The organism is Streptomyces sp. NEAU-174 (assembly GCF_052665095.1).
This window is the reverse complement of the sequence record NZ_JBQTCE010000004.1, coordinates 531,076-554,743: the sequence shown is the minus strand read 5'-3', so window position 1 is coordinate 554,743 and position 23,668 is coordinate 531,076. Positions and strand designations below refer to the sequence as shown.

At 72.0% G+C, this 23,668-nt stretch carries 23 protein-coding genes; 12 read left to right on the top strand and 11 right to left on the bottom strand.

The window, feature by feature from the left end; all coding sequences use genetic code 11:
* Positions 1 to 178: 178 nt before the first annotated feature.
* On the top strand, positions 179 to 1,735 hold the full coding sequence (locus ACT2CW_RS14850) for an alpha-L-arabinofuranosidase B (protein ID WP_445517020.1): 1,557 nt from the start codon (positions 179 to 181) through the stop codon (positions 1,733 to 1,735).
* A 50-nt stretch (positions 1,736 to 1,785) separates the two neighbouring features.
* Here ACT2CW_RS14850 and ACT2CW_RS14845 read toward each other — a convergent pair whose 3' ends face one another.
* From ACT2CW_RS14845 to ACT2CW_RS14835, 3 genes are all read right to left on the bottom strand, one after another.
* Positions 1,786 to 2,556 carry an SDR family NAD(P)-dependent oxidoreductase gene (locus ACT2CW_RS14845; protein WP_182473905.1) on the bottom strand — a complete coding sequence of 257 codons (771 nt, stop codon included), beginning with the start codon at positions 2,554 to 2,556 and terminating at the stop codon, positions 1,786 to 1,788.
* A 145-nt stretch (positions 2,557 to 2,701) separates the two neighbouring features.
* Positions 2,702 to 3,583, bottom strand: coding sequence for an aldo/keto reductase (locus tag ACT2CW_RS14840; protein WP_445516892.1), 882 nt, complete (start codon positions 3,581 to 3,583; stop codon positions 2,702 to 2,704).
* A 206-nt stretch (positions 3,584 to 3,789) separates the two neighbouring features.
* The gene (locus ACT2CW_RS14835; RefSeq protein WP_445516891.1) at positions 3,790 to 4,653 is read right to left on the bottom strand and encodes a helix-turn-helix transcriptional regulator; all 864 of its coding nucleotides are present in this window, start codon (positions 4,651 to 4,653) and stop codon (positions 3,790 to 3,792) included.
* A gap of 199 nt (positions 4,654 to 4,852) precedes the next feature.
* Between ACT2CW_RS14835 and ACT2CW_RS14830 the strand changes: the two genes are divergently transcribed.
* From ACT2CW_RS14830 to ACT2CW_RS14820, 3 genes are all read left to right on the top strand, one after another.
* On the top strand, positions 4,853 to 5,620 hold the full coding sequence (locus ACT2CW_RS14830; protein ID WP_445516890.1) for an SDR family oxidoreductase: 768 nt from the start codon (positions 4,853 to 4,855) through the stop codon (positions 5,618 to 5,620).
* Positions 5,621 to 5,685: 65 nt separating this feature from the next.
* Positions 5,686 to 6,594 (top strand): SDR family NAD(P)-dependent oxidoreductase, encoded by a 909-nt coding sequence (locus tag ACT2CW_RS14825; protein ID WP_445516889.1) that lies wholly within the window; start codon positions 5,686 to 5,688, stop codon positions 6,592 to 6,594.
* 58 nt (positions 6,595 to 6,652) lie between these two features.
* Positions 6,653 to 6,868 (top strand): tautomerase family protein, encoded by a 216-nt coding sequence (locus tag ACT2CW_RS14820; RefSeq protein WP_037947464.1) that lies wholly within the window; start codon positions 6,653 to 6,655, stop codon positions 6,866 to 6,868.
* An 11-nt stretch (positions 6,869 to 6,879) separates the two neighbouring features.
* On the opposite strand, the gene ACT2CW_RS14815 is transcribed toward ACT2CW_RS14820, so the two are convergent.
* Both ACT2CW_RS14815 and ACT2CW_RS14810 read right to left on the bottom strand, forming a co-directional pair.
* Positions 6,880 to 8,202, bottom strand: coding sequence for a cytochrome P450 (locus ACT2CW_RS14815; protein ID WP_182473901.1), 1,323 nt, complete (start codon positions 8,200 to 8,202; stop codon positions 6,880 to 6,882).
* A gap of 375 nt (positions 8,203 to 8,577) precedes the next feature.
* A complete protein-coding gene (locus ACT2CW_RS14810) occupies positions 8,578 to 8,778 on the bottom strand; it encodes a hypothetical protein (RefSeq protein WP_445516888.1) in 201 nt (66 codons plus the stop codon).
* A 64-nt stretch (positions 8,779 to 8,842) separates the two neighbouring features.
* On the opposite strand from ACT2CW_RS14810, the gene ACT2CW_RS14805 reads away from it, so the two are divergent.
* From ACT2CW_RS14805 to ACT2CW_RS14780, 6 genes are all read left to right on the top strand, one after another.
* Entirely contained in the window at positions 8,843 to 9,628 is a 786-nt protein-coding gene (locus ACT2CW_RS14805; protein ID WP_445516887.1) for a trypsin-like serine peptidase, read from the top strand.
* 108 nt (positions 9,629 to 9,736) lie between these two features.
* Complete coding sequence (locus ACT2CW_RS14800) at positions 9,737 to 9,991, top strand: hypothetical protein (protein WP_445516886.1); 255 nt, start codon at positions 9,737 to 9,739, stop codon at positions 9,989 to 9,991.
* Between the two features lie 18 nt (positions 9,992 to 10,009).
* Positions 10,010 to 11,305, top strand: coding sequence for a sensor histidine kinase (locus tag ACT2CW_RS14795; RefSeq protein WP_445516885.1), 1,296 nt, complete (start codon positions 10,010 to 10,012; stop codon positions 11,303 to 11,305).
* Positions 11,302 to 11,952: a response regulator gene (locus ACT2CW_RS14790; protein ID WP_037947457.1), complete on the top strand. Its 651-nt coding sequence runs from the start codon at positions 11,302 to 11,304 to the stop codon at positions 11,950 to 11,952. Before ACT2CW_RS14795 ends, ACT2CW_RS14790 begins: the two co-directional genes overlap by 4 nt.
* A gap of 177 nt (positions 11,953 to 12,129) precedes the next feature.
* The gene (locus tag ACT2CW_RS14785) at positions 12,130 to 12,894 is read left to right on the top strand and encodes an ABC transporter ATP-binding protein (protein ID WP_445516884.1); all 765 of its coding nucleotides are present in this window, start codon (positions 12,130 to 12,132) and stop codon (positions 12,892 to 12,894) included.
* A 96-nt stretch (positions 12,895 to 12,990) separates the two neighbouring features.
* Positions 12,991 to 15,522 (top strand): ABC transporter permease, encoded by a 2,532-nt coding sequence (locus tag ACT2CW_RS14780; RefSeq protein ID WP_445516883.1) that lies wholly within the window; start codon positions 12,991 to 12,993, stop codon positions 15,520 to 15,522.
* 48 nt (positions 15,523 to 15,570) lie between these two features.
* Here ACT2CW_RS14780 and ACT2CW_RS14775 read toward each other — a convergent pair whose 3' ends face one another.
* From ACT2CW_RS14775 to ACT2CW_RS14755, 5 genes are all read right to left on the bottom strand, one after another.
* The gene (locus tag ACT2CW_RS14775; protein ID WP_445516882.1) at positions 15,571 to 16,770 is read right to left on the bottom strand and encodes a serine hydrolase domain-containing protein; all 1,200 of its coding nucleotides are present in this window, start codon (positions 16,768 to 16,770) and stop codon (positions 15,571 to 15,573) included.
* 94 nt (positions 16,771 to 16,864) lie between these two features.
* Positions 16,865 to 17,575, bottom strand: a complete 711-nt coding sequence (locus ACT2CW_RS14770; RefSeq protein WP_445516881.1) for a response regulator — start codon at positions 17,573 to 17,575, stop codon at positions 16,865 to 16,867.
* On the bottom strand, positions 17,572 to 18,717 hold the full coding sequence (locus tag ACT2CW_RS14765) for a sensor histidine kinase (protein ID WP_445516880.1): 1,146 nt from the start codon (positions 18,715 to 18,717) through the stop codon (positions 17,572 to 17,574). Before ACT2CW_RS14765 ends, ACT2CW_RS14770 begins: the two co-directional genes overlap by 4 nt.
* 18 nt (positions 18,718 to 18,735) lie before the next feature.
* Entirely contained in the window at positions 18,736 to 19,335 is a 600-nt protein-coding gene (locus ACT2CW_RS14760; protein ID WP_166484165.1) for a TetR/AcrR family transcriptional regulator, read from the bottom strand.
* A gap of 102 nt (positions 19,336 to 19,437) precedes the next feature.
* The gene (locus ACT2CW_RS14755) at positions 19,438 to 19,911 is read right to left on the bottom strand and encodes a nuclear transport factor 2 family protein (RefSeq protein ID WP_138912618.1); all 474 of its coding nucleotides are present in this window, start codon (positions 19,909 to 19,911) and stop codon (positions 19,438 to 19,440) included.
* Between the two features lie 241 nt (positions 19,912 to 20,152).
* Here ACT2CW_RS14755 and ACT2CW_RS14750 point away from each other — a divergent pair, with 241 nt between their 5' ends.
* Together ACT2CW_RS14750 and ACT2CW_RS14745 are read left to right on the top strand one after the other, a co-directional pair.
* A complete protein-coding gene (locus ACT2CW_RS14750) occupies positions 20,153 to 21,484 on the top strand; it encodes an FAD-binding oxidoreductase (RefSeq protein WP_199336171.1) in 1,332 nt (443 codons plus the stop codon).
* Between the two features lie 53 nt (positions 21,485 to 21,537).
* Positions 21,538 to 22,344 carry an alpha/beta fold hydrolase gene (locus ACT2CW_RS14745; RefSeq protein ID WP_445516879.1) on the top strand — a complete coding sequence of 269 codons (807 nt, stop codon included), beginning with the start codon at positions 21,538 to 21,540 and terminating at the stop codon, positions 22,342 to 22,344.
* On the opposite strand, the gene ACT2CW_RS14740 is transcribed toward ACT2CW_RS14745, so the two are convergent.
* Positions 22,284 to 23,663: an MFS transporter gene (locus tag ACT2CW_RS14740; RefSeq protein WP_445516878.1), complete on the bottom strand. Its 1,380-nt coding sequence runs from the start codon at positions 23,661 to 23,663 to the stop codon at positions 22,284 to 22,286. The genes ACT2CW_RS14745 and ACT2CW_RS14740 overlap by 61 nt on opposite strands.
* Positions 23,664 to 23,668: the final 5 nt, after the last annotated feature.

Here is a 23,668-nt window from a genome sequence, read left to right as displayed (position 1 = left end):
GCGGTGGGGGCGAATGAACCGTACGAGTCGCCGCGCAGGAGGCTACTCCTCCGCGCACGGCCATTGACGCCGGCGGTCCCCAGCCCTACCGTCAGGTTCGATTTCACGGTCATTGTGCGATATATCGAACATTGAGCATGGCATGCCCCCGACATTCCGCAACGGGAAGGCCACCACCATGAAGGTTCCTCCGGGTCTCACGAGGGTGAGAAGAGCGCTGCTGTCGGTGGGCGCCACAGCCACCCTCGTCCTCGGGCTCCTGGCCGGCGGCACGGGCACATCCCAGGCCGCGGCCTCCCTGCCGTGCGACATCTACGCCGCGGCCGGTACGCCCTGCGTGGCCGCGCACAGCACCACCCGGGCCCTCTACGCCTCCTTCAACGGCCCGCTCTACCAGCTGAAACGCGCCTCCGACAGCGCGGTGACCGACGTGGGAACGCTGACGGCGGGCGGCTACGCCGACGCCGCCCGGCAGGACTCCTTCTGCGCCGGAACCACCTGCGTCATCAACGTCATCTACGACCAGTCACCGCGCCGCAACCACATGCCCATCGAACCGGCCGGCACCGCGGGCCCCGCCAACTCGGGTGTGCCCGCGGACGCGTTACCCGTGACCGCGGGCGGCCACCAGGTCTACGGCGCGTCCTTCTCCGGCCGCATGGGCTACCGCCACACCGCGGCCTCCGGTGTCGCCGTCAACGGCCGGCCCGAGGGGATGTACATGGTCACCTCCGGCACCCATGTCAATGACCTGTGCTGCTTCGACTACGGCAACGCCGAGGTGCAGATCGCCGACACCGGCAACGGCCACATGGACGCCATCAACTTCGGTACGGAGTGCTGGTTCCCGCCGTGCGGCGGATCCGGGCCCTGGGTGCAGGCGGATCTGGAGAACGGCCTGTTCCAGTCGGACAGCGGCTACAGCAAGAACCCATCGAACACCGGCAACTCCGCGCCCTTCGTCACCGCCCTGCTGAAGAACAACGGACAGAACTACTTCGCCCTCAAGGACGGCAACGCCCAGTCCGGCAGGCTCACCACCCAGTACGCGGGTCCTGAGCCGTCCAGGCCGGGCTACTCACCGATGCACCAGGAGGGCTCCATCGTCCTCGGGACGGGCGGCGACAACAGCAACGGGTCCATCGGCTCGTTCTTCGAGGGCGTGATGACCAGCGGCCTGCCGACCGACGCGGCCGACGACGCCGTGCAGGCCAACGTCGTCTCCGTGGGTTACGGCGCGCCCAGCCCCGTGGCGGGCGGCACCCTCGACGCGGGCTCGACGATGTCCCTGCGCGCCACCACCCCCGGCTACACCGACCGCTACGTCCGCCACCAGGCCAACAGCGCCGTCACCTCCGTGGTGTCCTCCGGCAGCTCCGCGCTCGACAAGGGCGACGCGTCCTGGATCGTCCGCCGCGGCCTCGCCAACGCCTCCTGTGTGTCGTTCGAGTCGCGCAACTACCCCGGCGACTTCCTGCGCCACTACAACTACCAGCTGCTCCGGCAGCCGATGGACGGCACCGCCGTCTTCCGGGCCGACGCCACCTTCTGCCCCCAGACCGGCAAGAACGGCCAGGGCACCTCGTTCGCGTCCTACAACTACCCCGACCGGTTCATCCGCCACTACGAGAACAAGGTCTACATCGCCACCAACGGAGGGTCCAACCCCTTCGACAGCGCCACGTCATGGGCCGATGACGTGAGTTGGCGAGTGTCCGGGCCCTGGACGCCGTAGGAGGCCGTACGGACGGCCTGGCCCGCCGCGAGACGGTCGCGGGGGAGCCCTCAGTCGCGCAGGCTCATGCCGCCACAGACCGACCACACCTGGCCGTTGACCCACTCGGCGTCGTCCGAGAGGAGAAACGCCACGGTGCCCGCCACGTCCGCGGGCTCGCCCAGCCGCGGACTGCGGGCGATCTTCAGCGCCATGGCCTGGAGCCGCTGGTCGTCCCGCTGCTTCTGGGTGTCGCCCATGACCAGCCCGGGCGCCACGGCGTTGCAGCGGATGCCCTCCTTGCCCCAACGGGAGGCGATATGGCGGGTCAGCGCGTTGATCCCGGCCTTGGAGGCGGCATACGCGGGACGCCGGGGCTCCCCTCCCCAGGCCGCGCCGGAGGAGGTGTTGACGATCACGCCGCCGCCCTGCGCCAGCAGCCGCGGGATGACCGCCCGGCAGGTGAGGGCGTAGCCCAGCAGATTCACCTCATGGGTGCGCCGCCACACGGCCGGGTCCATCTCCAGCAGATCGGTGTCCCGGCCCAGATGCCCGTCCGAGAGGTCGGCGCCGACGTTGTACAGCCCGTCGACCCCGCCGAGTTCGGCGGCGGCCCGATCGATCAGCGCGCCGATCGACTCCTCGTCGGCGAGGTCGAACGGCACGGCGACCGCGGTGCCGCCGGCCTCGGCGACGCGCTGGGCGGTGGCCTTCGCGCCCGTGAGGTCGATGTCGCCGACGACGACGGAGGCACCTTCCCCGGCGAGCCGCTCGGCCGTGGCGGCGCCGATCCCGGTGGCGCCACCGGCGATGACGATCCTCTTGCCCTGAAGTCCCCGCATGCCTCTCTCCCACCGACAGAGGTCTGGAACCGACAAAAGCACGCGCCATCATTCCACGAAGGAACTCAGTAGTCTCCTGTCCTGACGGCCGTGCGCGGGGCGGCCGATGGCCGCCCCGCACCCGGTGTCCCGGAAGAACCGGGTCTCAGGAGAATGTGTCGAGCTCGACCCGGTCGGGGTCGGGCCCGCCCCGCGTCCCGGTGTCGAGCGCGTCGATGGCCGCCACCTCATGAGGGGTCAGGGAGAAGTCGAAGATCCCGATGTTCTCCGCGATGCGGTGGGGTTTGACGGACTTCGGGATCGCGCACAGTTCGTGCTCGACCTGCCAGCGCAGGATGATCTGGGCCGGGCTCCTGCCGTACTTCTCGGCGAGGCCGGTGATGGTGGGTTCCTGGAGCGGATCCCTGACCTTGTCCGCGCCCTCGCCCCCGTAGCGGTTCACCCCGCCGATGGGCGACCAGGACTGGGTGACGATGCCATGGCGGACGTCGAACGCGCGCAGCTCGGGCTGGCTGAAGTACGGGTGCAGCTCGACCTGGTTCACCGCGGGCACGACCTCGGTGCGCGCCATGAGAGCGGTCAGGTGTTCGGGGGTGTGGTTGCATACGCCGATGGCCCGCACCCGGCCGTCGGCCAGCAGCTTCTCGGCCGCCTTGTACGAGGCCACCGTGGTGTCGTACGTGGACGGGGCCGGCCAGTGGAGCAGATACAGGTCGAGGTGGTCCAGGCCCAGCTTGGTGAGGCTGGTGTCGAAGGCCCGGAGGGTGGAGTCGTAGCCGTAGTCGGTCAGCCACAGCTTGGTGATGACGAAGATGTCCTCGCGCGCGATGCCCGAGCGGGCGATGCCCTCACCGACCTCCTTCTCGTTGCCGTAGGCGGCCGCGGTGTCGATCAGGCGGTAGCCGTCCTCGATCGCGGTCGTCACCGCGGGGACGGTCTCGTCGGGCGGGCTCTGGTAGACACCGAGGCCGAGGGCGGGCATCCGCACGCCGTTGTTCAGGGTCAGAAGCGGGGCTGGTCCATTCATACGGGGTCCTTGGGTGAGTCGGAGACCGGCGGGCCCACCGCCGGTGCCGTGGCCCCGGCACCGGGCAGCGCCCGCGCGTACTGCGACAGGGGTTCCCAAAGACGGACCGCTTGCTCGCTCCGCGCCCCGAACGTCACCATGTTGGCGCGATCAGGGGGCCGTGGCCGGTCGCCGAGGCCGCCGGACCGCCGCCGTATCGCGGGGGCTCACCCGGACGCGCTGTGCTCGCCGGCCGTCATGTCCTGCGTGCCGATCACCGAGAGAAGCTCCAGCTGGGCGGCGCCCTCGGTGCCGGGCGGGGCGCTGAACCACAGCAGCCGCTGGTGGCCGTCCTCGCTGAACAGGGAATGGCAGTCCAGCTCGATGACGCCCAGCGAGGGGTGGACGATGCGCTTGTGGTCGGTCCGCCGGAGGGCCACGTCATGGGTGTCCCAGAGGGCGGTGAACTCCTCGCTGCGGCGGCGGAGCGCCGCCACCATCCGCCGTACCTCGGAGTCGCCGCCGCGCCGGGCGGCGACGGCCTGGAGATCGGCCACGAAGACCCGGGAGTGGTGGGGGTGGTCCTCGGGCGGGTAGATCCCACGGGCGTCCGGATCGGTGAACCAGCGGTAGACGAAGCTCGCCGCGGGGCCGCGCACCGCCGGGGGACGGCCGACCAGCGCCGCGGCCAGCTCGTTCTGCACGAGGATCTGGTGCAGATCGGTGATGACCTGGGCGGGGGTGGTGGTGAGCCGGTCCAGCAGGCCGAGCAGGCCCGGCTGGACCTGCGCGGCCGGGCCGTGCGTCGCCGGGGGAACGGGCCGGTCGGCGAGGTGGAACAGATGGTCGCGCTCGTCGCCGTTCAGCCGCAGCGCCCGGGCGAGCGCGGTCAGCACCTGAGCGGAGGGCTGGGCGCCGCGCCCGCGCTCCAGCTCGGTGTAGTAGTCCGCGGACAGCCCGGCCAGCTGGGCGACCTCCTCGCGCCGCAGACCGGGCACCCGGCGCCGTGGACCGGCGGGCAGACCGACGTCGGCCGGGCGGATGCGGTCGCGCCGGGACTTCAGGAAGGCGGCGAATTCGGAATGGTTCACGCCCTCCATGGTCGCTTGTGCCGGTGAGCTGAGCCAGGGGCTGACAACCCCTGGGTGGAGAGAGCCATGGCTGGCCCGGCGATCCCGGCCCAAGCTGGGAACACCGAAGGGGCACGGCGCCGAACGACGCCGGCGCCCCGGGGTCCACGGCCCGTACGCCGTGGCATCAGTCCGTCAGCACATGCCCCCAGGAGTCTCCATGTCACCTCAAGAAGCCGCGCCCCAGCACCCCACCGACCGGCCCCGCGTCGCCATCGTCACCGGAGGCTCCCGCGGTATCGGCCACGAGTCGGTGAAGCGGCTGGCCGCCGACGGATACGCCGTCGTCATCGGCTACGCGGGCCACCGCGAACCGGCCGAGGCCGCCGCCAAGGACATCACCGCCGCCGGTGGCCGGGCCGTCGCCGTCCAGGCCGACGTCGCCGACGAACAGCAGGCGGCCGCGCTCTTCGACACCGCGGAGTCCGAGTACGGCGGTGTCGACGTCGTCGTCCACGCGGCCGGCCGGATGTATCTGGCGCCCATCGCCGAGCTGGACCTCGCGGAGCTGGACACGCTGCACCGCACCAACATCCGCGGCACCTTCGTCGTCGCCCAGCAGGCCGCCCGCAGGATCCGCGGCGGCGGGGCGCTCATCACCTTCTCCACGTCCATCGTGGGCCTGGCCCTCCCCGGCTACGGCGCCTACAGCGCCAGCAAGGGAGCGGTCGAGGCGCTCACCATGATCCTGGCGCGCGAGCTGCGCGGCCGGGACGTCACCGTCAACACCGTGGCCCCCGGCCCCACCGCCACCGATCTGTTCCTCGACGGCAAGGACGAGGAGACCATCGCCCGGATGGCGGCCCAGCCCCCGCTGGAGCGCCTGGGCACCCCCGCCGACATCGCCGAGGTCGTGGCCTTTCTCGCCTCCCCGGCCGGCCACTGGGTCAACGGCCAGCGCGTCCGCGCCAACGGCGGCATCATCTGACCGCCACCGCACATCATTCCCCCTTCTTCTCCCTTCTCCCGCCTTCTTCCGCCCGTAAGGACCCCATGCCCTCCGACACCCCCACGACCGTTCTGGTCACCGGCGCCTCCAGCGGCTTCGGGGCGCTGACCGCACGCGCCCTGGCCCGCGCCGGCCACACCGTCTACGCCGGGATCCGGCAGCCGGCCACCCGCAACGCTCCCGCGGTGGCCGAGCTGACCCGCTACGCCACCGACCACGACGTCGACCTGCGCGCTGTAGAGCTCGACGTCACCTCGCAGGACTCCGCCGACGCAGCCATCGCCCGCATCCTGGCCGACCGGAACCGGCTGGACGTGATCGTCCACAACGCCGGACACATGGTCACCGGCCCGGCGGAGGCGTTCACCCCCGAGCAGCTGGCCCAGCTGTACGACGTCAACGTCCTGGGCACCCAGCGCGTCAACCGCGCCGCGCTGCCGCGGCTGCGGGCCCAGGGGGAGGGGCTGCTGGTGTGGATCGGCAGCTCCAGCACCCGCGGCGGCTGCCCGCCCTTCATCGGGCCCTACTTCGCCGCGAAGGCCGCCATGGACGCCCTGGCCGTCAGCTACGCCGCCGAGGTGGTCCGCTTCGGCATCGACACCGCGATCGTCGTCCCCGGCGCCTTCACCTCCGGCACCAACCACTTCCGCCACGCGGGCGCGCCCGCCGACTCCGACCGCGCCACCGCCTACGACGAGCGCTACGGCACCCTGCTGGCCGAGCTCGACCAGCGGCTGGCCGCGCTGATCCCGCCGGACGCGGACGCCGCGCACGTCGCCGACGCCGTCGTACGCCTGGTGGACCTGCCGGCCGGCACCCGTCCGCTGCGCACCCACATAGACCCCAGCCGCGACGGCAGCGAAGTCGTCTCCGCGGTCGCCGACCGCGTTCGCGCCGAGTTCTTCCGCAGGGCCGGGCTGGACGATCTGCTCACCACGGGCAGCTCACTGTAATCACACCCGAATCGCACCCTCGAACCCACCGAAATCCACGGACGAAAGAGAAACGACCATGCCCTTCGCGAACTTCAAGGTCCCTGCCGGATCCCTCGACGAGAAGCAGAAGGAGGAGATCGTCACCCGTGCCACCGAGCTGTACGTCGACATCTACGGTGAGCGCGCCCGAGCCACCACCCTGGTCCTGGTCGAGGAGGTCACCGACGGCGGCTGGGGCATCGGCGGCAATGTCCTGACCCTCGCCATGCTCCAGCAGCCACCCGGCAACTGACACCACGCGCGCTAGCCCGCGGTGACCGGGGCCGGACTGAACGTGACGGGCAGTGACTCCAGGCAGCGGTACCAGAACGAGTCCGCCCATCTCAGCTCGTCCGGCGCCACCGCCAGTGTCAGGTCCGGAACCCGGTCCAGCAGCACCTCGATCGCCGTCTCCGCGATGATCCTGGCCGTCTCGGGACCACCCGCCGGGCAGCCGTAGTCGCCCCCGCTGAACGCGACATGGGAGTGGTTCCCGGCGTGGCCGACGGGGGTGTCGGGCCACAGCAGCGGATCGGCGTTGGCGGCGGCCAGGCCGAGGACGACGAGGTCACCGGCGTGGATGTGCCGGCCGCCGAGGTCGGTGTCGCGGGTGGCGTACCGCCCGATGAGGTTCTGCAACGGGGAGTCCGCCCACAGCACCTCGTTCATGGCCTCGCCGATGCTGCGGCGGTTGCCCGAGAGGGTCATGGCGAAGCGCTCGTCGGTGAGCATCAGCCGCAGGGTGTTGCCGATCCAGTACGAGGTCAGCGGCAGCGCCGCCGCCATCAGCACCATGATGTCGGCGGTGTGCTGCTCCTCGGTGAGGTCCGGGGTGTTCAGGATGAACCGCGAGGTGAGGTCCGGGCCCGGATCCGCGCGCTTCGCCCGCACCAGCTCCGTCACATACGCGGCGACCCGCTGCTGACCGGCGATGGCCTCCTCGTTGGAGAGGAACGACACGGTCAGCCCCGCCGCCAGGGCCTCCAGCCCGGCCTCGTCCTGGGACAGGCCGAACAGCTCGGCCGTGGCGAGGGTGGGCACCGAGTAGATGTAGTCGTACACCAGATCCGCCCTGCCGCTCCCGGCGAACTTGTCGATCAGCTGATCGGCGAGCCGCTCGCAGTGGCCACGCAGCACGAAGGGATCGACCGTGGCGAGGGCCTCGCTCGCCGCCGTCGCGCGCCGCTGGTGCTCCTCGCCCTCCGTGAAGGTCATCATCGGGCTGTACGCCACCCACGGCATCAGCGGCCAGTCCGGCGGCACGCTGTCCCAGCCGTTCCAGCGGCGCGGGTCCCGGCCGAACGTCTCGGTGTCGGACAGCACCTGACGGGTCTCGCGGTAGCCGAGGACGAACCAGGCGTCGATGTCGCCTTCGAGCAGGACCGGGGCAACGGGTCCGCTGTCCTGCCGTATCCGCTGGTAGGTCTCGTCCGGGCGGCGCCGGAAGTCCGGCCCGTACAGCCGCGCGGCGTGGGCGGGGCAGCCCGGGGGCGGCGTGTCAGGAGCCTCCGGTGCGTGCTGCGGCGCCGGTGTGTCCTGGCTGTCCTGGGCGTCCTGGTCTTCCTGGTCGTCCTGGAGGTTCGTCACCAATGGTCTTCCTCGGAGCGGCGGGCCTACGGGATGCCGGGAGGCTAACAGCATCCGCTGCGGCAGGCGGGCCCATTGCGTAGTACGGGGCTGCCGTAACTGCGTGAATACTTCCGTGAATTCGACGAGAGAAATGCGATTACGGGTTCCGGACACTGTCGGGGATCGGGTGGCCGTCGCCGTCTGGGAGAAGGCGGCCGTTGACGCGCGTTGACGCGTCGGAATTCCTCGTTCAATGCGGTACACGACCCGTTCCGCTTTTACCGGAAAGGGCAGTCCAGCGGTCGCGAGGCGGTTCTCCGTACCGGGCCGGGGGCGTCATGCCTGGCCGGATACCGTTCTGACCACCTGCGGGAGCTTGGCGTGCGCACTTCATCACGCGATACGGTGCGCCCGGGATTTCACCGGGGGCAGCCGCTCCCCGTCCCGATCAAAAACTGGGGGACTGGTGCAGATACGCAAGGTCGTTTTAGCGGCGAGCGGAGTGGTTTTCGCGTTCGCCCTGACGATTCCGGCGGCCGCGTCCGCCGATTCGCACAGCACCGTCACACGCAGCGTGGACACCGCGGTGTCCACGCACAAGAGTGCAGCGTCCCGCTCATCCGCGGAGTCCGCCGGGAAATACTGGACCCCGCAGCGTATGCGCAGAGCCGTCGAGGCCGACACGCCCGCCGACGCCAGGGCGTCGCGTAAGGCGGCCAACGACGCGGCGGCCGAACCCGCTCAGCTCGCGAAACCGCAGAAAGCCAGCTCGCAGAAGGCCCGTGGGGTGCGGATCGCCACCTCGATCGTGCAGGGCAAGGTCTTCTTCCACAATCCGACCAACGGCGGCGACTACGCCTGCTCCGCCGCGGCGGTCAACAATCCCACGAAGAACATGGTGTTCACCGCGGGGCACTGCGTCCACGGTGGCGCCGGTGGCACCTGGGCCACCAACTGGGTGTTCGTGCCCGCGTACTACAACGGCTCGCGGCCGTACGGAACCTGGTCCGCCAAGACGCTGACCACGTTCAACGGCTGGATCAACAACAGTGACCTGAACTACGACATCGGCGTGGTCAACGTCTGGGACAACGGCGGCGGCAAGCTGGTCAACACCGTCGGCGGCATGGGGCTCGGCTACAACTACGGGTACTCCAACACCGTGACCGTCTGGGGCTATCCGGCCGCCTTCGGCTACGACGGCGAGCTGCCCTATGTGTGCCAGAACATCCCCACGTGGCAGGACGGCTCCCGGGTGCAGAACGGGTGCACCATGGTCGAGGGCGCCAGCGGCGGCCCCTGGCTGCGGGACTACAACGAGACCACGGGTCTGGGGACCGAGATCGGCGTCACCAGCACCCGGACCGATCCGCCCGCCTACATCGACAGCCCCTACTTCGACAACAAGATCCAGACGATCTACGACAACACGGCCAACGGCTGAGCACCAGAGCACCACACACACCGCACTCGGCCGGGGCCCCGCACTCGGGGCCCCGGCCTCCGGCATCCGCAGCGCCCCACCCTCGGGAGAGAATCGGGAGAGAACGTCATGCGCCCGCTCACCGCAGTCCTCATCACTGCGGCGGCCGTGGGGACCGGCATCGTCGCGGTCCTCGCCGTCACCGCCCGGGGCGACGAAACCGGCGATCCCCCCGCCCCGGACACCCCACGGAGCCACCGGGCGGATCCGCCGGACCCCTCGTACTGGACACCGGAGCGGGTGCGCGACGCACGGCCCGCGCCCATGCCCACCGACCCGGGCGAGGGCCCGGGGGCGGGAGACGGGCGGCAATCGCCGCCGTAGGTGCGTAGGGTGGCGCGGGTGCGAATAGCTGTGTCCTCCGGCCGGCGCGCCGGTTATCGACGTTGGCCGGGGCGGATCCTGATCGCCGCGCTGGCCCTGTGGTTCCTCTTCTCCGTCTACCAGGACGTGCGGGAACGGCTCGTCCTCGACCCGGACCTCGACACGGAGGCGTACGCCGGGGACTGGGTGCCGATCGCTTCCGGGGTCCTGGCCGGGGCGATGGCCGTGCTGGCCGTCGTGCGTGATGTCCGATGGGTCCCGCGGGCCGCGCTGGTGGCCTGCGCCGGTACCTTCGCGGCCACGGTGGCCTACCACCTGATGCCGGTGAACATGGTGACCAGCGAGTCCAGCGGCACCGAAGTGATGGGCCTGCTGTTCCTCCTCGCCGTGGGGGTGCGGCGCTGCACACCCTGGTGGGCCCTGGTGTCCGTGGCGGCAATGACCGTCAGTGTGTTCTCCGTCCCGCTCCTGCGGGACTCCGATCCCGGTGACTTCTCCGACAACACCGCGCTGCTGCTGGCGCTGGCCTTCGTCTGCGGGCTGGTGCTGCGGCTCTACGACGTCCAGCAGGAGCGCACCGGACAGCTGGTGCGGCAGGAGGAACGGCTCGCGCTGGCCCGGGACCTGCATGACACCGTGGCCCACCAGGTGACCGCGATCGTGGTCCAGTTGCAGGCCGTACGCCATGTCACCGGGCGGGGCACCCCCGACCCGCAGGCGCTGAACGAGATGCTCGAGGCCGTCGAGAACGCGGGCGGCGAGGCGCTGACATCGATGCGGCGCCTGGTGGGCTCCATGCGCGGTGACGAGACCCCGCGGCATCCGGAGAACCTGGGTGAGGTCCTGAACCGCATCGTGGACGAGGCACGGGGGACCGGGCTGCCGGTCCGGCTGGACCTGGGGCGGGATCTGCCGGAGGACGTACCGGCCGAGGTCACCGGCGGGCTGAGCCGCGTCCTCCAGGAGGCCCTGACCAACGCCCAGCGCTATGCGCGCGGAGTGCGGTCGGTGGATGTGTCCGCCCGGGTGGCGGCACGCCACGCGGAACTGGTCGTGGAGGACGACGGACACGGCTCCCCGTCCGGACACCGCGGCAGCCTCGGCCGGCTCGGCGGCGGCTTCGGCATCATGGGCATGCGGGAGCGGATCGAACTGCTCGGCGGCGCCTTCGAGGCGGGCCACCGCGCTGAAGGCGGATGGCGGGTCCGCGCCTCCGTACCGCTGCGCCCCGACGAGGCCGCGCGCACCTCGCGGACCCGCGGGCGGCACGCCGTACGAAGCGGGCTGCGGCTACGGGAGGGCAGGACGGCATGACCATACGCATCCTGGTCGCGGACGACCAGCATCTGGTGCGGGCCGGGTTCCGCATGGTGCTGTCGGCCGAGTCCGACATGGAGGTGGTGGCCGAGGCCGCCGACGGGGCCTCGGCCCTGTCGCTGGCCCGCGAGACCCAGCCGGACGTGTGCCTCGTGGACATCCGGATGCCCCCGCCCGACGGCTTGGAGGTCACCCGCCGACTGGCCGGCGGCGGTCGGCCCGGAGCCCCGAAGGTGGTCGTGGTCACCACCTTCGACCTCGATGAGTATGTGTACACCGCGCTGTCGAACGGCGCGTCCGGCTTCCTCCTGAAGGACGCCGGTCCGGCGCTGCTGACCGAGGCCGTGCGGGCGGCCGTGCGCGGGGACGCGATGGTCGCCCCGCAGATCACCCTCCGGCTGCTCCAGCACTTCACCAAGAGCCGGCGGCGCGCCGCGCATGAGCCGGCCGAGCCGCTGACCGACCGCGAGGAAGAGGTCATCCAGGGCATCGCCCGCGGACTGACCAACCCGGAGATCGCCGCCGAGCTGTACATCGCGCCCAGCACGGTCAAGACGCATCTGGGCTCGGTCCAGGCGAAGCTGGGGCTGCGCAACAGGGTCGAGATCGCGGCCTGGGCCTTCCGCACGGGGCGCGCCGAGTAGCGGCCCCGCGGGCGTGCCGAGTGGTTCGGCGGAGATCTCCCCCGATCGGGGGATGCGGCTCCGGATGGTCGGGGGATCCGCGCGGGGGTGGCGGGGCGGGAGGCTCATGGGTGTCGCCATCAGCGGCGACGCCCTCCGCCACGAGGGCCGTCCACCGAGCGCTCACCGAGGACCGGCATGCACGCACACCAGCCCCCTTCCGCCCCGGAGTCCTACGCCGCCCACGCCACCGATCTGACGAAGGTGTACGGCACGGGGGACACCCGTGTGGTGGCCCTCGACGCGGTCACGGTCGGCTTCGGCAAGGGGCGGTTCACCGCGATCATGGGTCCGTCCGGGTCGGGGAAGTCCACCCTGATGCACTGCATGGCCGGTCTCGACTCGCCGTCCTTCGGCTCGGTCTGCCTCGGTGACACGGAGATCGCCACCCTGAACGACCGTCAGCTCACCCGGCTGCGCCGCGACCGCGTCGGCTTCGTCTTCCAGGCGTTCAACCTGCTGCCCACCCTGAGCGCGCTGGAGAACATCACCCTCCCCATGGACATCGCGGGCCGCAAACCGGAGCGGGCCTGGCTGGAGAGCATCATCCGGACCGTCGGCCTGGCCGACCGGCTCGGCCACCGGCCCGCCCAGCTCTCCGGCGGCCAGCAGCAGCGCGTCGCCGTCGCCCGCGCGTTGGCCGGTCGGCCCGACATCGTCTTCGCCGACGAGCCCACCGGCAACCTCGACTCCCGCAGCGGCGCCGAGATCCTCGAGTTCCTGCGCGGCTCCGCGAGCGCGCTGGGCCAGACCGTCGTGATGGTCACCCATGACCCCGTCGCCGCCTCCTACGCGGACCGCGTGGTCTTCCTGGCCGACGGCCGCGTCGTCGACGAACTCCACGCGCCCACGGCCGAGGCCGTCCTGGAGCGCATGGGCCGCCTGACCCCGGCGCACGCCTGACGCCCGCGCCACTTCACTCACCTCCGAACTCACCTCCGACGCCCGCCCCCGCTCTCCGAGCACCTCACACCCGGCACCCTCCCGGAAGGCCGCCCCGTGTTCCGTACCGCCCTGCGCAACGTCCTCGCGCACAAAGCCCGTCTGCTGATGACCATGCTCGCCGTGCTGCTCGGCGTGGCCTTCGTCGTGGGCACCCTCGTCTTCACCGACACCATCGGCAACGCCTACAAGGAGCGCTTCCTCACCACCCTGCGCGATGTCTCGGTCCAAGCCACACCGCCCTACGACGAGAAGGCCGGCGAGCCCGGAACGGTGGCGGAGGACACCCTGCGGCGCCTCCAGCGGCTGCCCGGCGTGGCGTCCGTCACCGGCTCCGTCGAGGGGTTCGCCGCCGTGGCCGCGAAGGACGGCCACCCCCTCGGCGAGGACCATGTGACCGCGGGGGGCAACTACTTCCCCCAGGCCGACGGCAAGGACACCCGCCATCCGCTGACCGCAGGGCGAGCCCCCACCGGGCCCGACGAGGTGCTGCTGGACACCGCCACCGCCGACCAGGGTGGTTACCGGATCGGCGACACCGTCCGGCTGGCCGTCGACGGACCGGTGCTGCACAAGAAGCTCGTCGGCATCGTCCGCACCGATGACACCCACGGCTCCGGCGGCACCCTGGCGCTCTTCGACGACGCCACCGCGCAGAAGCTGTTCCTGAAGCCCGGCCGGTACGACGGAGTCACCCTCCAGGCCGACCGCGGCACCTCCGAGGCGAAGCTCGCGGCCGAAGCCCGCCATCTGCTGCCCGGGGACTCCGACATCAGCACCGGGGCGCAGCTGCGCGAGCGGCAGCGGACCGAGGCCGCCGAGGGGACGCGGGGACTCAGCCAGGTGCTGCTCGTCTTCGCGGCCATCGCCCTGTTCGTCGGCATCTTCGTCATCGGCAACACGTTCACCATGCTCGTCACCCAGCGCTCGCGGGAGATGGCCCTGATGCGGGCGGTCGGCGCCGAGCGCCGCCAGGTGACCCGCTCCGTCCTCGTCGAGGCCGGTCTGCTGGGGCTGTGCGCGGGCGCCGCGGGGTTCCTCCTCGGCATCGGCGTGGCCATGGGCATCCGGCAGCTGTTCGCGTCCACCGGATCCGGCTTCCCGGACGGGCCGCTGGTCATCTCGCCCAGCACCGTACTGATCTCGTTCCTGGTGGGCGTCGTCGTCACCATGCTCGCCGCGTATGTGCCCGCCCGCCGCGCCGCCGCCGTGCCTCCCGTGGCCGCCATGTCCGCCATCCACACGCCGCCGCCCGCCCGCAGCCTCCGCAGGCGCAACGCGATCGGCGCCGCCCTGATCGCGATCGGTGTGCTCGGCGTGGTGTACGCGGCGTCCAGCGGCGAGCAGGGCAGGAATGTCGTGCTCCTCCCTGCCGCCATGCTGCTCATCGGCATCATCGTGGTGACACCGGCGCTCTCCGGCCCGGCCGTCGACCTGGCCGCACCGCTGCTGCGCCGCTTCGGCGTCCCGGGCACGCTGGCGCCGCGCAACGCCCGGCGCAACCCCCGGCGCACCGCCTCCACGGCCTCGGCCCTGATGATCGGGCTGTCCCTGGTCACCGGTCTCACGGTGGTCGCGGTGTCCGCCACGACATCGCTGCACGAGCGGGCCGAGAGCTCCGTCAGGGCCGACTTCGAGATCTCGTCGAAGAACAGCGGCCACCTGCCCGCGTCGGTCCAGCAAACCCTGGCGAAGTCCTCGGCCGTGACGTCCTCCAGCCCGCGGCGCCAGGGCGCCGTGCGGATCGGTGGCGACGAGGTGACCCTGACCGGTGTGGACCCCCGGACCATCGGCGACCTCCTCGACCCGAGCTTCGCCTCGGGCTCGCTCGCGGCCCTGGGCTCGGGCGGAGGCAAGAGCCTGCTGATCGACACCTCCATCGCCGACATCTACGGATGGACCACGGGACAGCGGGTGACGGTGGTCTACGACGACGGCAGCCGGGGCTCGCTGGAGATCGGCGGCGTCTACCACGACGACGAGTACCTCCCGTCCACCATGATGCCGCTGGCCACGCTCCAGCCCCATCTGAAGGAGATCGAGGACGCCTCGGTCCTGGTGCGCACCAAGACCGGTGACGGCGACGCGGCGCGCCGCTCCCTCCAGCGCATCCTCGACCAGAACCCCGTCATCCAGGTGCGGAACACCGACGACCTGGCCGAGGCGGCCGGTGGCGAGGCCATCACACTGCTCCTCAACGTCCTCTACGGGCTGCTGGCCATGGCGGTGGTGATCGCGGTCCTGGGAGTCGTCAACACCCTCGCGATGTCGGTGTTCGAGCGCACCCGTGAGATCGGGATGCTGCGCGCGGTGGGGCTCCAGCCCGAGCAGACGAAGCGGATGATCCGTCTGGAGTCCGTGCTCATCTCGCTGTTCGGGGCGCTTCTGGGCATCGGCGCGGGCATCTTCCTCGGCTGGGCCGCGGGCAAGCTCGCCTCCGACAGCATCCAGGGGTACGAGATGGTCATCCCCTGGGGCCGTATCGCCGTGGCCCTCGCGGGCGCCGCGCTCGTCGGAGTGGTCGCCGGACTCTGGCCCGCCCGCCGGGCGGCCCGGCTGAACATCCTCACGGCCCTCAAGGCGGACTGAGGCACCGCTCAGGGGACTGAGGAGCCGCTCGGGGGACCGAGGAGCCGCTCAGGGGCTGCCGTAGGCCGCCACCATGATGTCCCGCACCACCGTGTTCATCTCCTGGCCCTTGGCGTCGGTGGAGTTGACGCTGTAGACGAGGGTGCGCGAGCCGTCGCGGGTGGAGACGATGCCGGTGTTGTAGCCCCAGCGGCCGCCCGACTTCCCCCACACCTCACGGCCGCCCAGCTTCTTCATCGAGAGGCCGACCGAGTACGCGGCCGGGTCGCCGGTGGTGAAGTCCGCCACCTTCGGCAGCGTGAACATCTCCCGCAGCAGCGGGCCGCGCACCACCCGCCCCCGGAACAGGGCCTTGATGAACCGCTCCAGGTCCGCCGTGGTCGAGATGATGTCCCCGGCCGCCCAGCCGTCCGTCGGCCCCCACACCGACACATCGCGCAGCCCGGTCGTGCCGTCGTCCAGCCGCATCGTCTGGTAGCCGTGGTTGTGCGGGCCGGCGATGCGCGGATCCGTCCCCGGGAGGTAGGTGTCGCGCAGCCCCAGGGGCTTCAGGATCCGGTGGGTCACCTGGTGTTCGTAGGTGTCGCCCGTGATCCGCTCGATGACCAGGGCGGCGATGGTGTAGCCGATGTTCAGATAGTGCTGCTTCTCGCCGGGCGCGAACTCGCGCTTCTGCGCGGTCGCCGAGCGGACCATCTCCTCGGGGTCATGGATCCGGAAGCGGTCGGCGTACCGCTCCTCGACCGTGTCCCCGGGGATACGGGCGGCGGGGATGCCGTGGGTGTGATTGAGCAACTGCCGTACGGTGACCGCCCCGTACGACGCCGGGATCAGCTCCGGGAGATACGAGCGTGCGGTGCGGTCCAGGTCGAGTGTGCCCTCGGCGGCCAGCTGGAGGGCGACCGCGGCCGTGAAGACCTTGGTCACCGAACCGGCGCGGAAGCGGCCCGCCGGATCGGCCGGCCGGCTGGTCGTCAGGTCGTGCACGCCCGAACTGCCTCTCCAGACGCCCTCGGTGCCCCCGACCCGTACCAGCGCGGCCGTGGCGTCGCTCGTCGGCAGATTCGCGATGGCGGCCTCCAGCTCGGGAATCCCGGACCGCTCGGATGCTGTGGCCGACGAGGTGTCCGCGGGGGACGGGATGTCCGAGGGCGACGAGGTGGCCGCGAGGACCGGCGGCGCCGCCGGGCCCGCCACGACGCCCAGGACGAGCGCCGCGGCCAGCAGGGTGCGGCTGGTATTCTTCATGGTCAACTCCCGTGAGATGAGCGTTGTTCTCGGTGGCTCCATCCTGGTGACCGGCGGTCCGGCGCGGATCGCCCGCGCGAGCGGTGTTCCGGGGTCAGTTCCTCGCCGACGCGGGGGAGGAGCCGGGACCGGCCGCTCCCCCGGGCGGGGGATCCCCGGCCGTGATCAGGCCCGTCTCGTAGGCGCAGATCACCGCCTGGATCCGGTCCCGCAGCCCCAGCTTGGCGAGCACATTGCCGACATGCGTCTTGACCGTGTGCTCGCTGACCACCAGCGCCGCGGCGATCTCGGCGTTCGACAGCCCCCGCGCGAGCAGCAGCAGCGTCTCCCGCTCCCGCCCGGTCAGCGCGTCCAGCCGGGGGTCCGGCCGCTGTGGCCGGGCGGTGGCCCGGGTGTACTGCTCCACCAGCCGCCGGGCCACCGACGGGGCGAGCAGGGAGTCGCCCCGCGCCACCACCCGTACCGCGTGCACCAGATCGTCCCTGCGCACATCCTTCAGCAGGAAGCCGCTCGCGCCCGCGTGCAGCGCCTCGTAGACGTACTCGTCGGAGTCGAAGGTCGTCAGCATCACCGTCCGGCAGCCGCCGGACGCGGCGATCTCGCGGCAGGCCCCGATACCGTCCAGACGTGGCATCCGGATGTCCAGCAGGGCCACATCGGGCGTGTGCCGCCGCACCGCCTCGACGGCCTCGGCCCCGTCGCCCGCCTCCGCGACCACCTCGATGTCCGGCTGGGCGTCAAGGATCATGGCGAAGCCGCTGCGCACCAGCTCCTGGTCGTCGGCCACCACCACCCGGATCGTCAACGCGCCACCTCCGCCGCGGCGGGTACGGGGAGATGGACCCGTACCTCGAAGCCCCGGCCGTCCGGGCCGGGCCCGGTGGCCGCCGTACCGCCGTGTGCCGCCGCCCGCTCGCGGACCCCGATCAGACCGTGGCCGCCACCGGAACCCGGTCGCGGTCCGCGCCCGTCGTCCAGCACCCGGATGTCCACCGCGCCTTCGCCATAGGTGAGTTGGACGGAAACGCCGCGGGCCGCCGCGTGCTTGACCACGTTGGTCAGGGCCTCCTGGACGATCCGGAAGACGCTCGCCCCGGTGGCCTCCGGCAGCGGCCGTACTGCCCCCGCCGACTCGTACGCCACCTCGAGGCCACTCGCCCGTATCCGGTCGAGCAGCTCGGGCAGACCGGCCAGGCCCGGCTGCGGCTCGCGCGGGGCGCGGCCCGGCTCATCGCCCTCGCGCAGCACACCCAGCATCCGGCGCAGCTGCGCCATGGCGTCCCGGCCGGTCGCGGAGATGGCGTCGAAGGCGGCCTCGGCCCGCTCCGGAGCCGTCCGCACCGCCACCGGACCGGCCTCCGCCTGCACGATCATCAGGCTCACCGCATGGGAGAGGATGTCGTGCATCTCCCGTGCGATCCGGGCCCGTTCGCGCGCGGCGGCCCGCTCCGCCTCGATCCGGTGCTCCCGCTGCCGGGCATCGGTCAGCCGCCCGAGGACATAGGCCGCCGCGAACACGAAGAGGGAGAAGGTCAGCTCACGCGCCGTCCGGGTGTTGAGCCACACCGACACCGGCACGGCGACCGTCAGCAGACCGCCCGCGACCAGCCGCTTCCACGGCGGTGAAGCGGCGGCGATCGTGTAGATGATGACGAGCCCGGTGTACGGCAGCGGCTGCCCGGGCCCCTCCACCGCCAGCCTGTACAGCGCGCTGGTCGCGATGATCGCGGTCAGCACGGCCAGGGGAGCGCGCCGGCGCCAGATCAGGGGGACGACGGTGAGTGTGGTCAGCCCGTAGGCGGGCCAGGTCGCCGGCTCCAGATCGGGCGGGCGTGGCACCACGAACGGCATCGTCATGGCCGCCTGGACCAGGAGCGCGATCCCGATGTCCACGGCCTGGGGGTGGGCTGCTCCCAGCGCCCGGCCCCGCTCCCACCACCCCCGCATGAGACTGGATGGTAGCGGCTATGCCCCTCCTGCTGGTGACGGCTGTGCCCTGGATGCTGACGGCTGTGCCGCGTCCAGCAGGACGCGCGCGGCCGCCTTCGCCTGATGCGCGGGTTCGGCGCTGCCGGTGATGGCCGCGGTGGTGATGGCGCCTTCGGCCAGCAGGGCCAAGTGGTCGCCCAGCGCGGCCGGTTTGCCCGCGGCCGCCGTCAGCTCGGCGAGGTAGCGGAAGAACGCCTCCTTGTGCGCCCGGGCCGTCTCGGCGACGGCCGAGGAGGTGGCGCCGAGTTCCCCGAAGGAGTTGCTGAAGGCGCAGCCGCGGAAGTCCGGCTCGCCGAACCACTCGTGGAGCCAGTCGAAGACCGCCAGGATGCTCTCCTCGGGGGTGGCCTGCGCATCGGCGTACGCGGCCAGCCTCTGGCGCCAGCGGATGTCGCGCCGCCGCAGATACGCCTGGAGGAGCTCGCCCTTGGACGGGAAGAGCTGGTAGAGCCGCTTGAGGGAGACGCCTGACGCGGAGCGGATCTCATCCATGCCCACCGCCTGGATGCCCCGTCCGTAGAACAGGGTCTCGGCCGCGTCGAGGATCCGGAGCTCCGCGGTCTCGGGACTGATCATGTCATCGCTCTCCTGGTGTCCGGCCTGGTGTCCGGCCTGGTGTCCGGCCTGGTGTCCGGCCTGGTGTCCGGCCTGGTGTCCGGCCGGTCGGAAGCCGAGGTCTCAGAGGCCGAGGTCGCTCAGCCCGGGGTGGTCGTCGGGGCGGCGCCCGAGCGGCCAGTGGTACAGGCGCTGCGACTCCTCGATGGGGAGGTCGTTGATGCAGGCGTGGCGCAGGCGCATCAGACCGCTGTCGTCGAACTCCCAGTTCTCGTTGCCGTAGGAGCGGAACCAGTTGCCGGAGTCGTCGTGGGACTCGTAGGCGAAGCGTACGGCGATGCGGTTGCCGTCGAAGGCCCACAGCTCCTTGATGAGCCGGTAGTCCAGCTCCCTCGCCCATTTGCGGGTGAGGAAGGCGACGATCTCCGCGCGGCCGGTGACGAACTCCGCGCGGTTCCGCCAGCGCGAGTCGACGGTGTAGGCCAGGGCGACCTTCTCCGGGTCACGGGAGTTCCAGCCGTCCTCCGCCAGCCGGACCTTCTCGATGGCGGTCTCGCGGGTGAACGGGGGGAACGGAGGGCGTGCGGCGTCGGTCATGGCGACTCCTCGAGTCGTGGCGGAGGAGGGGAGAACGAGCGTTCTCTCCATGGGTCCGACCCTAGGAGAACGATGGTTCTCATGCAAGTGCCGACCCGCCACCGCCCCGGAGCCAGGGGGTGGTGATCACGCTCTCCGGTGGCGGTGGGTACCGTGCGAGCGGGAAGTACCGTGCGCGACGACGAGGCAGGGGACCGGCGTGTTGATCGATGATCTGCGGCAGGAGCTGCCGGACGGCCGGATGGTTGAGGACCCCGGTGTCGCCGCCGGGTTCGTCCACGACGAGGCGGAGTGGGCGCCGTACGGCACGCCCCGCGCGGTGGTGCGGCCACGTACGGCGGCGGAGGTGCGCGCGGTGGTGCGGGCCTGCGTACGGCACGGCGTACCGCTGGTCACCCGGGGCGCCGGCACCGGTCTCTCCGGTGGTGCCAACGCCGTCGAGGGCTGTGTGGTGCTCTCCACCGAGGCCATGGACACCATCCACGAGATCGACCCCGTGGAGCGCCTCGCGGTCGTCGGACCCGGGGTGGTCAACGACGATCTGCGGGCCGCCTGCGCCGAGCGGGGGCTGTGGTACCCGCCGGACCCGGCGAGCGCGCCCTGGTCCACCATCGGCGGCAATGTGGCGACCAACGCGGGCGGGCTGTGCTGTGTGAAGTACGGCGTCACCCGCGACTATGTGCTCGGCCTGGAAGTGGTGACCGGCACCGGTGAGCTGGTGCGACTCGGCCGCAGGACCGCCAAGGGCGTGGCCGGGTACGACCTGGCGGGCCTGATGGTCGGCTCCGAGGGCACCCTGGGAGTGATCACCGAGGTCACGGTGCGGCTGCGGCCGCGGCGCGAGGCGGAGCGCACGGTCGCCGGATACTTCTCCTCCGTCGTGGCGGCGGGACGCGCGGTCGCCGCGATCGGGGCCGCCGGGCTCACCCCGTCCGCGCTTGAGCTCATCGACCGGCACTGCCTGGCGGCCGTCGACAAGTGGAAGAACATGGGCCTGTCCGTCGACGCGGACGTGGTGCTCCTCGGACGCACGGACGCCCCCGGCCCGGCCGGCGCCCAGGAGGCCGAGCGGATGCTCGCCTGTTTCGAGGAGGCGGGGGCGACCTGGGCCGCGCAGTCCACGGACCAGGAGGAGGCCGACGCGCTGTTCGCGGCCCGGCGGCTCGCCTATCCCGCGCTGGAGCGGCTGGGCCCGGTGCTCACCGAGGACGTGTGCGTGCCCAAGGCGGCCGTACCGGAGATGCTGGCGCGCATCGAGCGCGCCGCCACCCGCCATGACACGCTCATCGCCAACATCGCCCACGCCGGTGACGGCAACCTCCATCCGCTGCTGATCACCCAGCCCGGCGACACGGCGGCCCGGGAGCGGGCCCAGGCCGCGTTCCACGAGATCATCGCGGACGCCATCGACCTCGGCGGCACGGTCACCGGTGAACACGGTGTGGGCCTGCTGAAGCGGGACGGTCTGGAGCGGGAGCTCACACCGGCCGTCCTGGACCTGCACCGAGCGGTCAAGGCGGCCCTCGATCCGCACGGGATCCTCAACCCGGGCAAGGTCATCGCCCGCGGCTGAGCGCGGACCGCCCGCGCCCGCAACGCCCGAAGCCCGAAAGGCACCAGACACCCATGCCACACACCGACGTCCCCCAGCAGGTCAGCGGGCACGCCCGCGCACTGGACGGCACCCTCCTCGCCTACCAGCGCCAGGGCACCGGGGCGCCGCTGGTGCTCCTGGCCGGCCAGGCCAACAACCACCACTGGTGGGACGGCGTACGGGCGGACTTCCACACCACGCACTCCACCCTCACCATGGACTGGCGCGGTACGGGGGAGAGCGGAAAGCCCGACCACCCCTACGCGACACGGGACTTCGCCGACGATGTGATCGCCGTCCTCGACCATCTGGGCATCGAGTCCGCCGATCTGTACGGGACCTCCATGGGCGGACGGGTCGCCCAGTGGGTCGCCGCCCGCCACCCGGCGCGGATCCGGCGCCTCGTCCTCGGCTGCACCTCACCCGGCGGACCACGGGCGACGGAGCGCGACATGGCGGTACGGCGCTCCCTGGCCCAGGCCGACGCGCGGGCGGCGAGGGAGGCGCTGACCGACCTCATGTACACCCCGGCCTGGCGGTCCGGGCACCCCGGGCCGTATACGACCCTCGGCGATCCCGGTATGCCCCCGCACGCCCGGCGGCGCCATCTGGTGGCGAGCAATGAACACGACGCCTGGGACGTCCTCCCGCTCATCGGCGCGCCCACGCTGATCCTGCACGGAGCGGACGACCGGCTCACCCCGGCGGTCAACGCACCGCTGCTCGCCTCGCGCATTCCCCGGGCGCGGACGCACATCTTCGAGGGCGCCCGGCACGGCTACTTCGAGGAGTGCCGCCCGGAGGCCGGGGCCATCGTGTCGTCGTTCCTCACCGACTGACCCGCGGCGTGGGTGTCGGCGGTGTGCTGGTCCCGGCGTATCGCCGTGGTGGTGCCGCGCGGTGCGATGTGGGCGCGCAGGGACACCACCGTCAGCAGGGCCAGGGCCGTGCCGACGAGCGGCACGGTGAAGGCGGCGCTCGCGCCGAAGCCGTCCGCCACCTGTCCGCCCGCCGTCACCGCCGCGGCCTGCCCCAGCGCGACCGAGCCGGTCAGCCAGGTGAACGCCTCCGTCCGGGAGGCGGCCGGGACCAGCGCGTCCACCAGGGTGTACCCGGTGATCAGCGCCGGTGCGATGCACAGGCCCGCCAGCAGTCCCAGCCCGCCCAGCGGCAGTGGCGCGGACACCGCCCACAGCGTCGAGCAGATCAGCGTCAGCGCGGCGTAGGCGGTCAGCAGCCGCCGGCGCGGGGAGGTGCGCCAGGCGATGGCGCCGCAGGCCACGCCCGCGAGCATGTTGCCCGCCGCGAACACCCCGTACAGCACACCGTTCAGGCCCGGTTGGCCGTGCTCATGGGTGAAGGCGGTCAGGGCGACCTGCATCCCGCCGAACACCGAGCCGATGCCCAGGAAGGCCACGGCCAGGACCCGTACGCCCGGCACGGACAGGGCCGAGGCGTGCGGCTCCCGCGCGTTCGCCCGCGCCGGGCGCGGCGGTGGCGCGGTACGGCGCCGGGCCGCGAAGAGCAGCCCGCCCACCAGCGTCAGCGCGGCCTCCGCGATCAGGCCGGAGGCCGGGTGCACGGCGGTGCTCAGGGCGGTGGCGAGCACGGGCCCGATGACGAACGTGAGCTCGTCCGTCACGGACTCGAACGCGGCCGCGGTCGCCAGCAGCGGATGGCGTCCCGGGCGCGGCCCGGATCCGCCCGGTGCGCCGTCCCCGAGGGCGGCCGCCCAGCGGGCCCGCACCATGGGCCCGACCTGCGGCACGGAGGCGCCCGTGGGCACCGCGGCGGCGATCAGCGCCCACAGCGGCGCGTGGGCCAGTGCGAGCGCCGTCAGCAGGGCCGCGGCCGCCGCGTGGAGCAGCACACCAGGCACCAGGACCGCGCGCTGCCCGTGGCGGTCGGCCAGCTTGCCGCTCCGGGGCGCGAACAGCGCCATGGAGACGCCGGTGACGGCCGCGACCGCACCGGCGATGCCGTACGACCCGGTGGTGTGGCGCAGCAGGAGCACGATGCTGATCGTCAGCATCGCGAACGGCTGCCGGGCGGCGAACCCGGGCAGCAGGAAGGTCCACGCGCCCGGTGTGCGCAGCAGCTGCCGGTAGCCGACGCGCTGTGCGGGGGGAGGGGTGTCGCTGGAGACCGCGGATGCCACGGCCG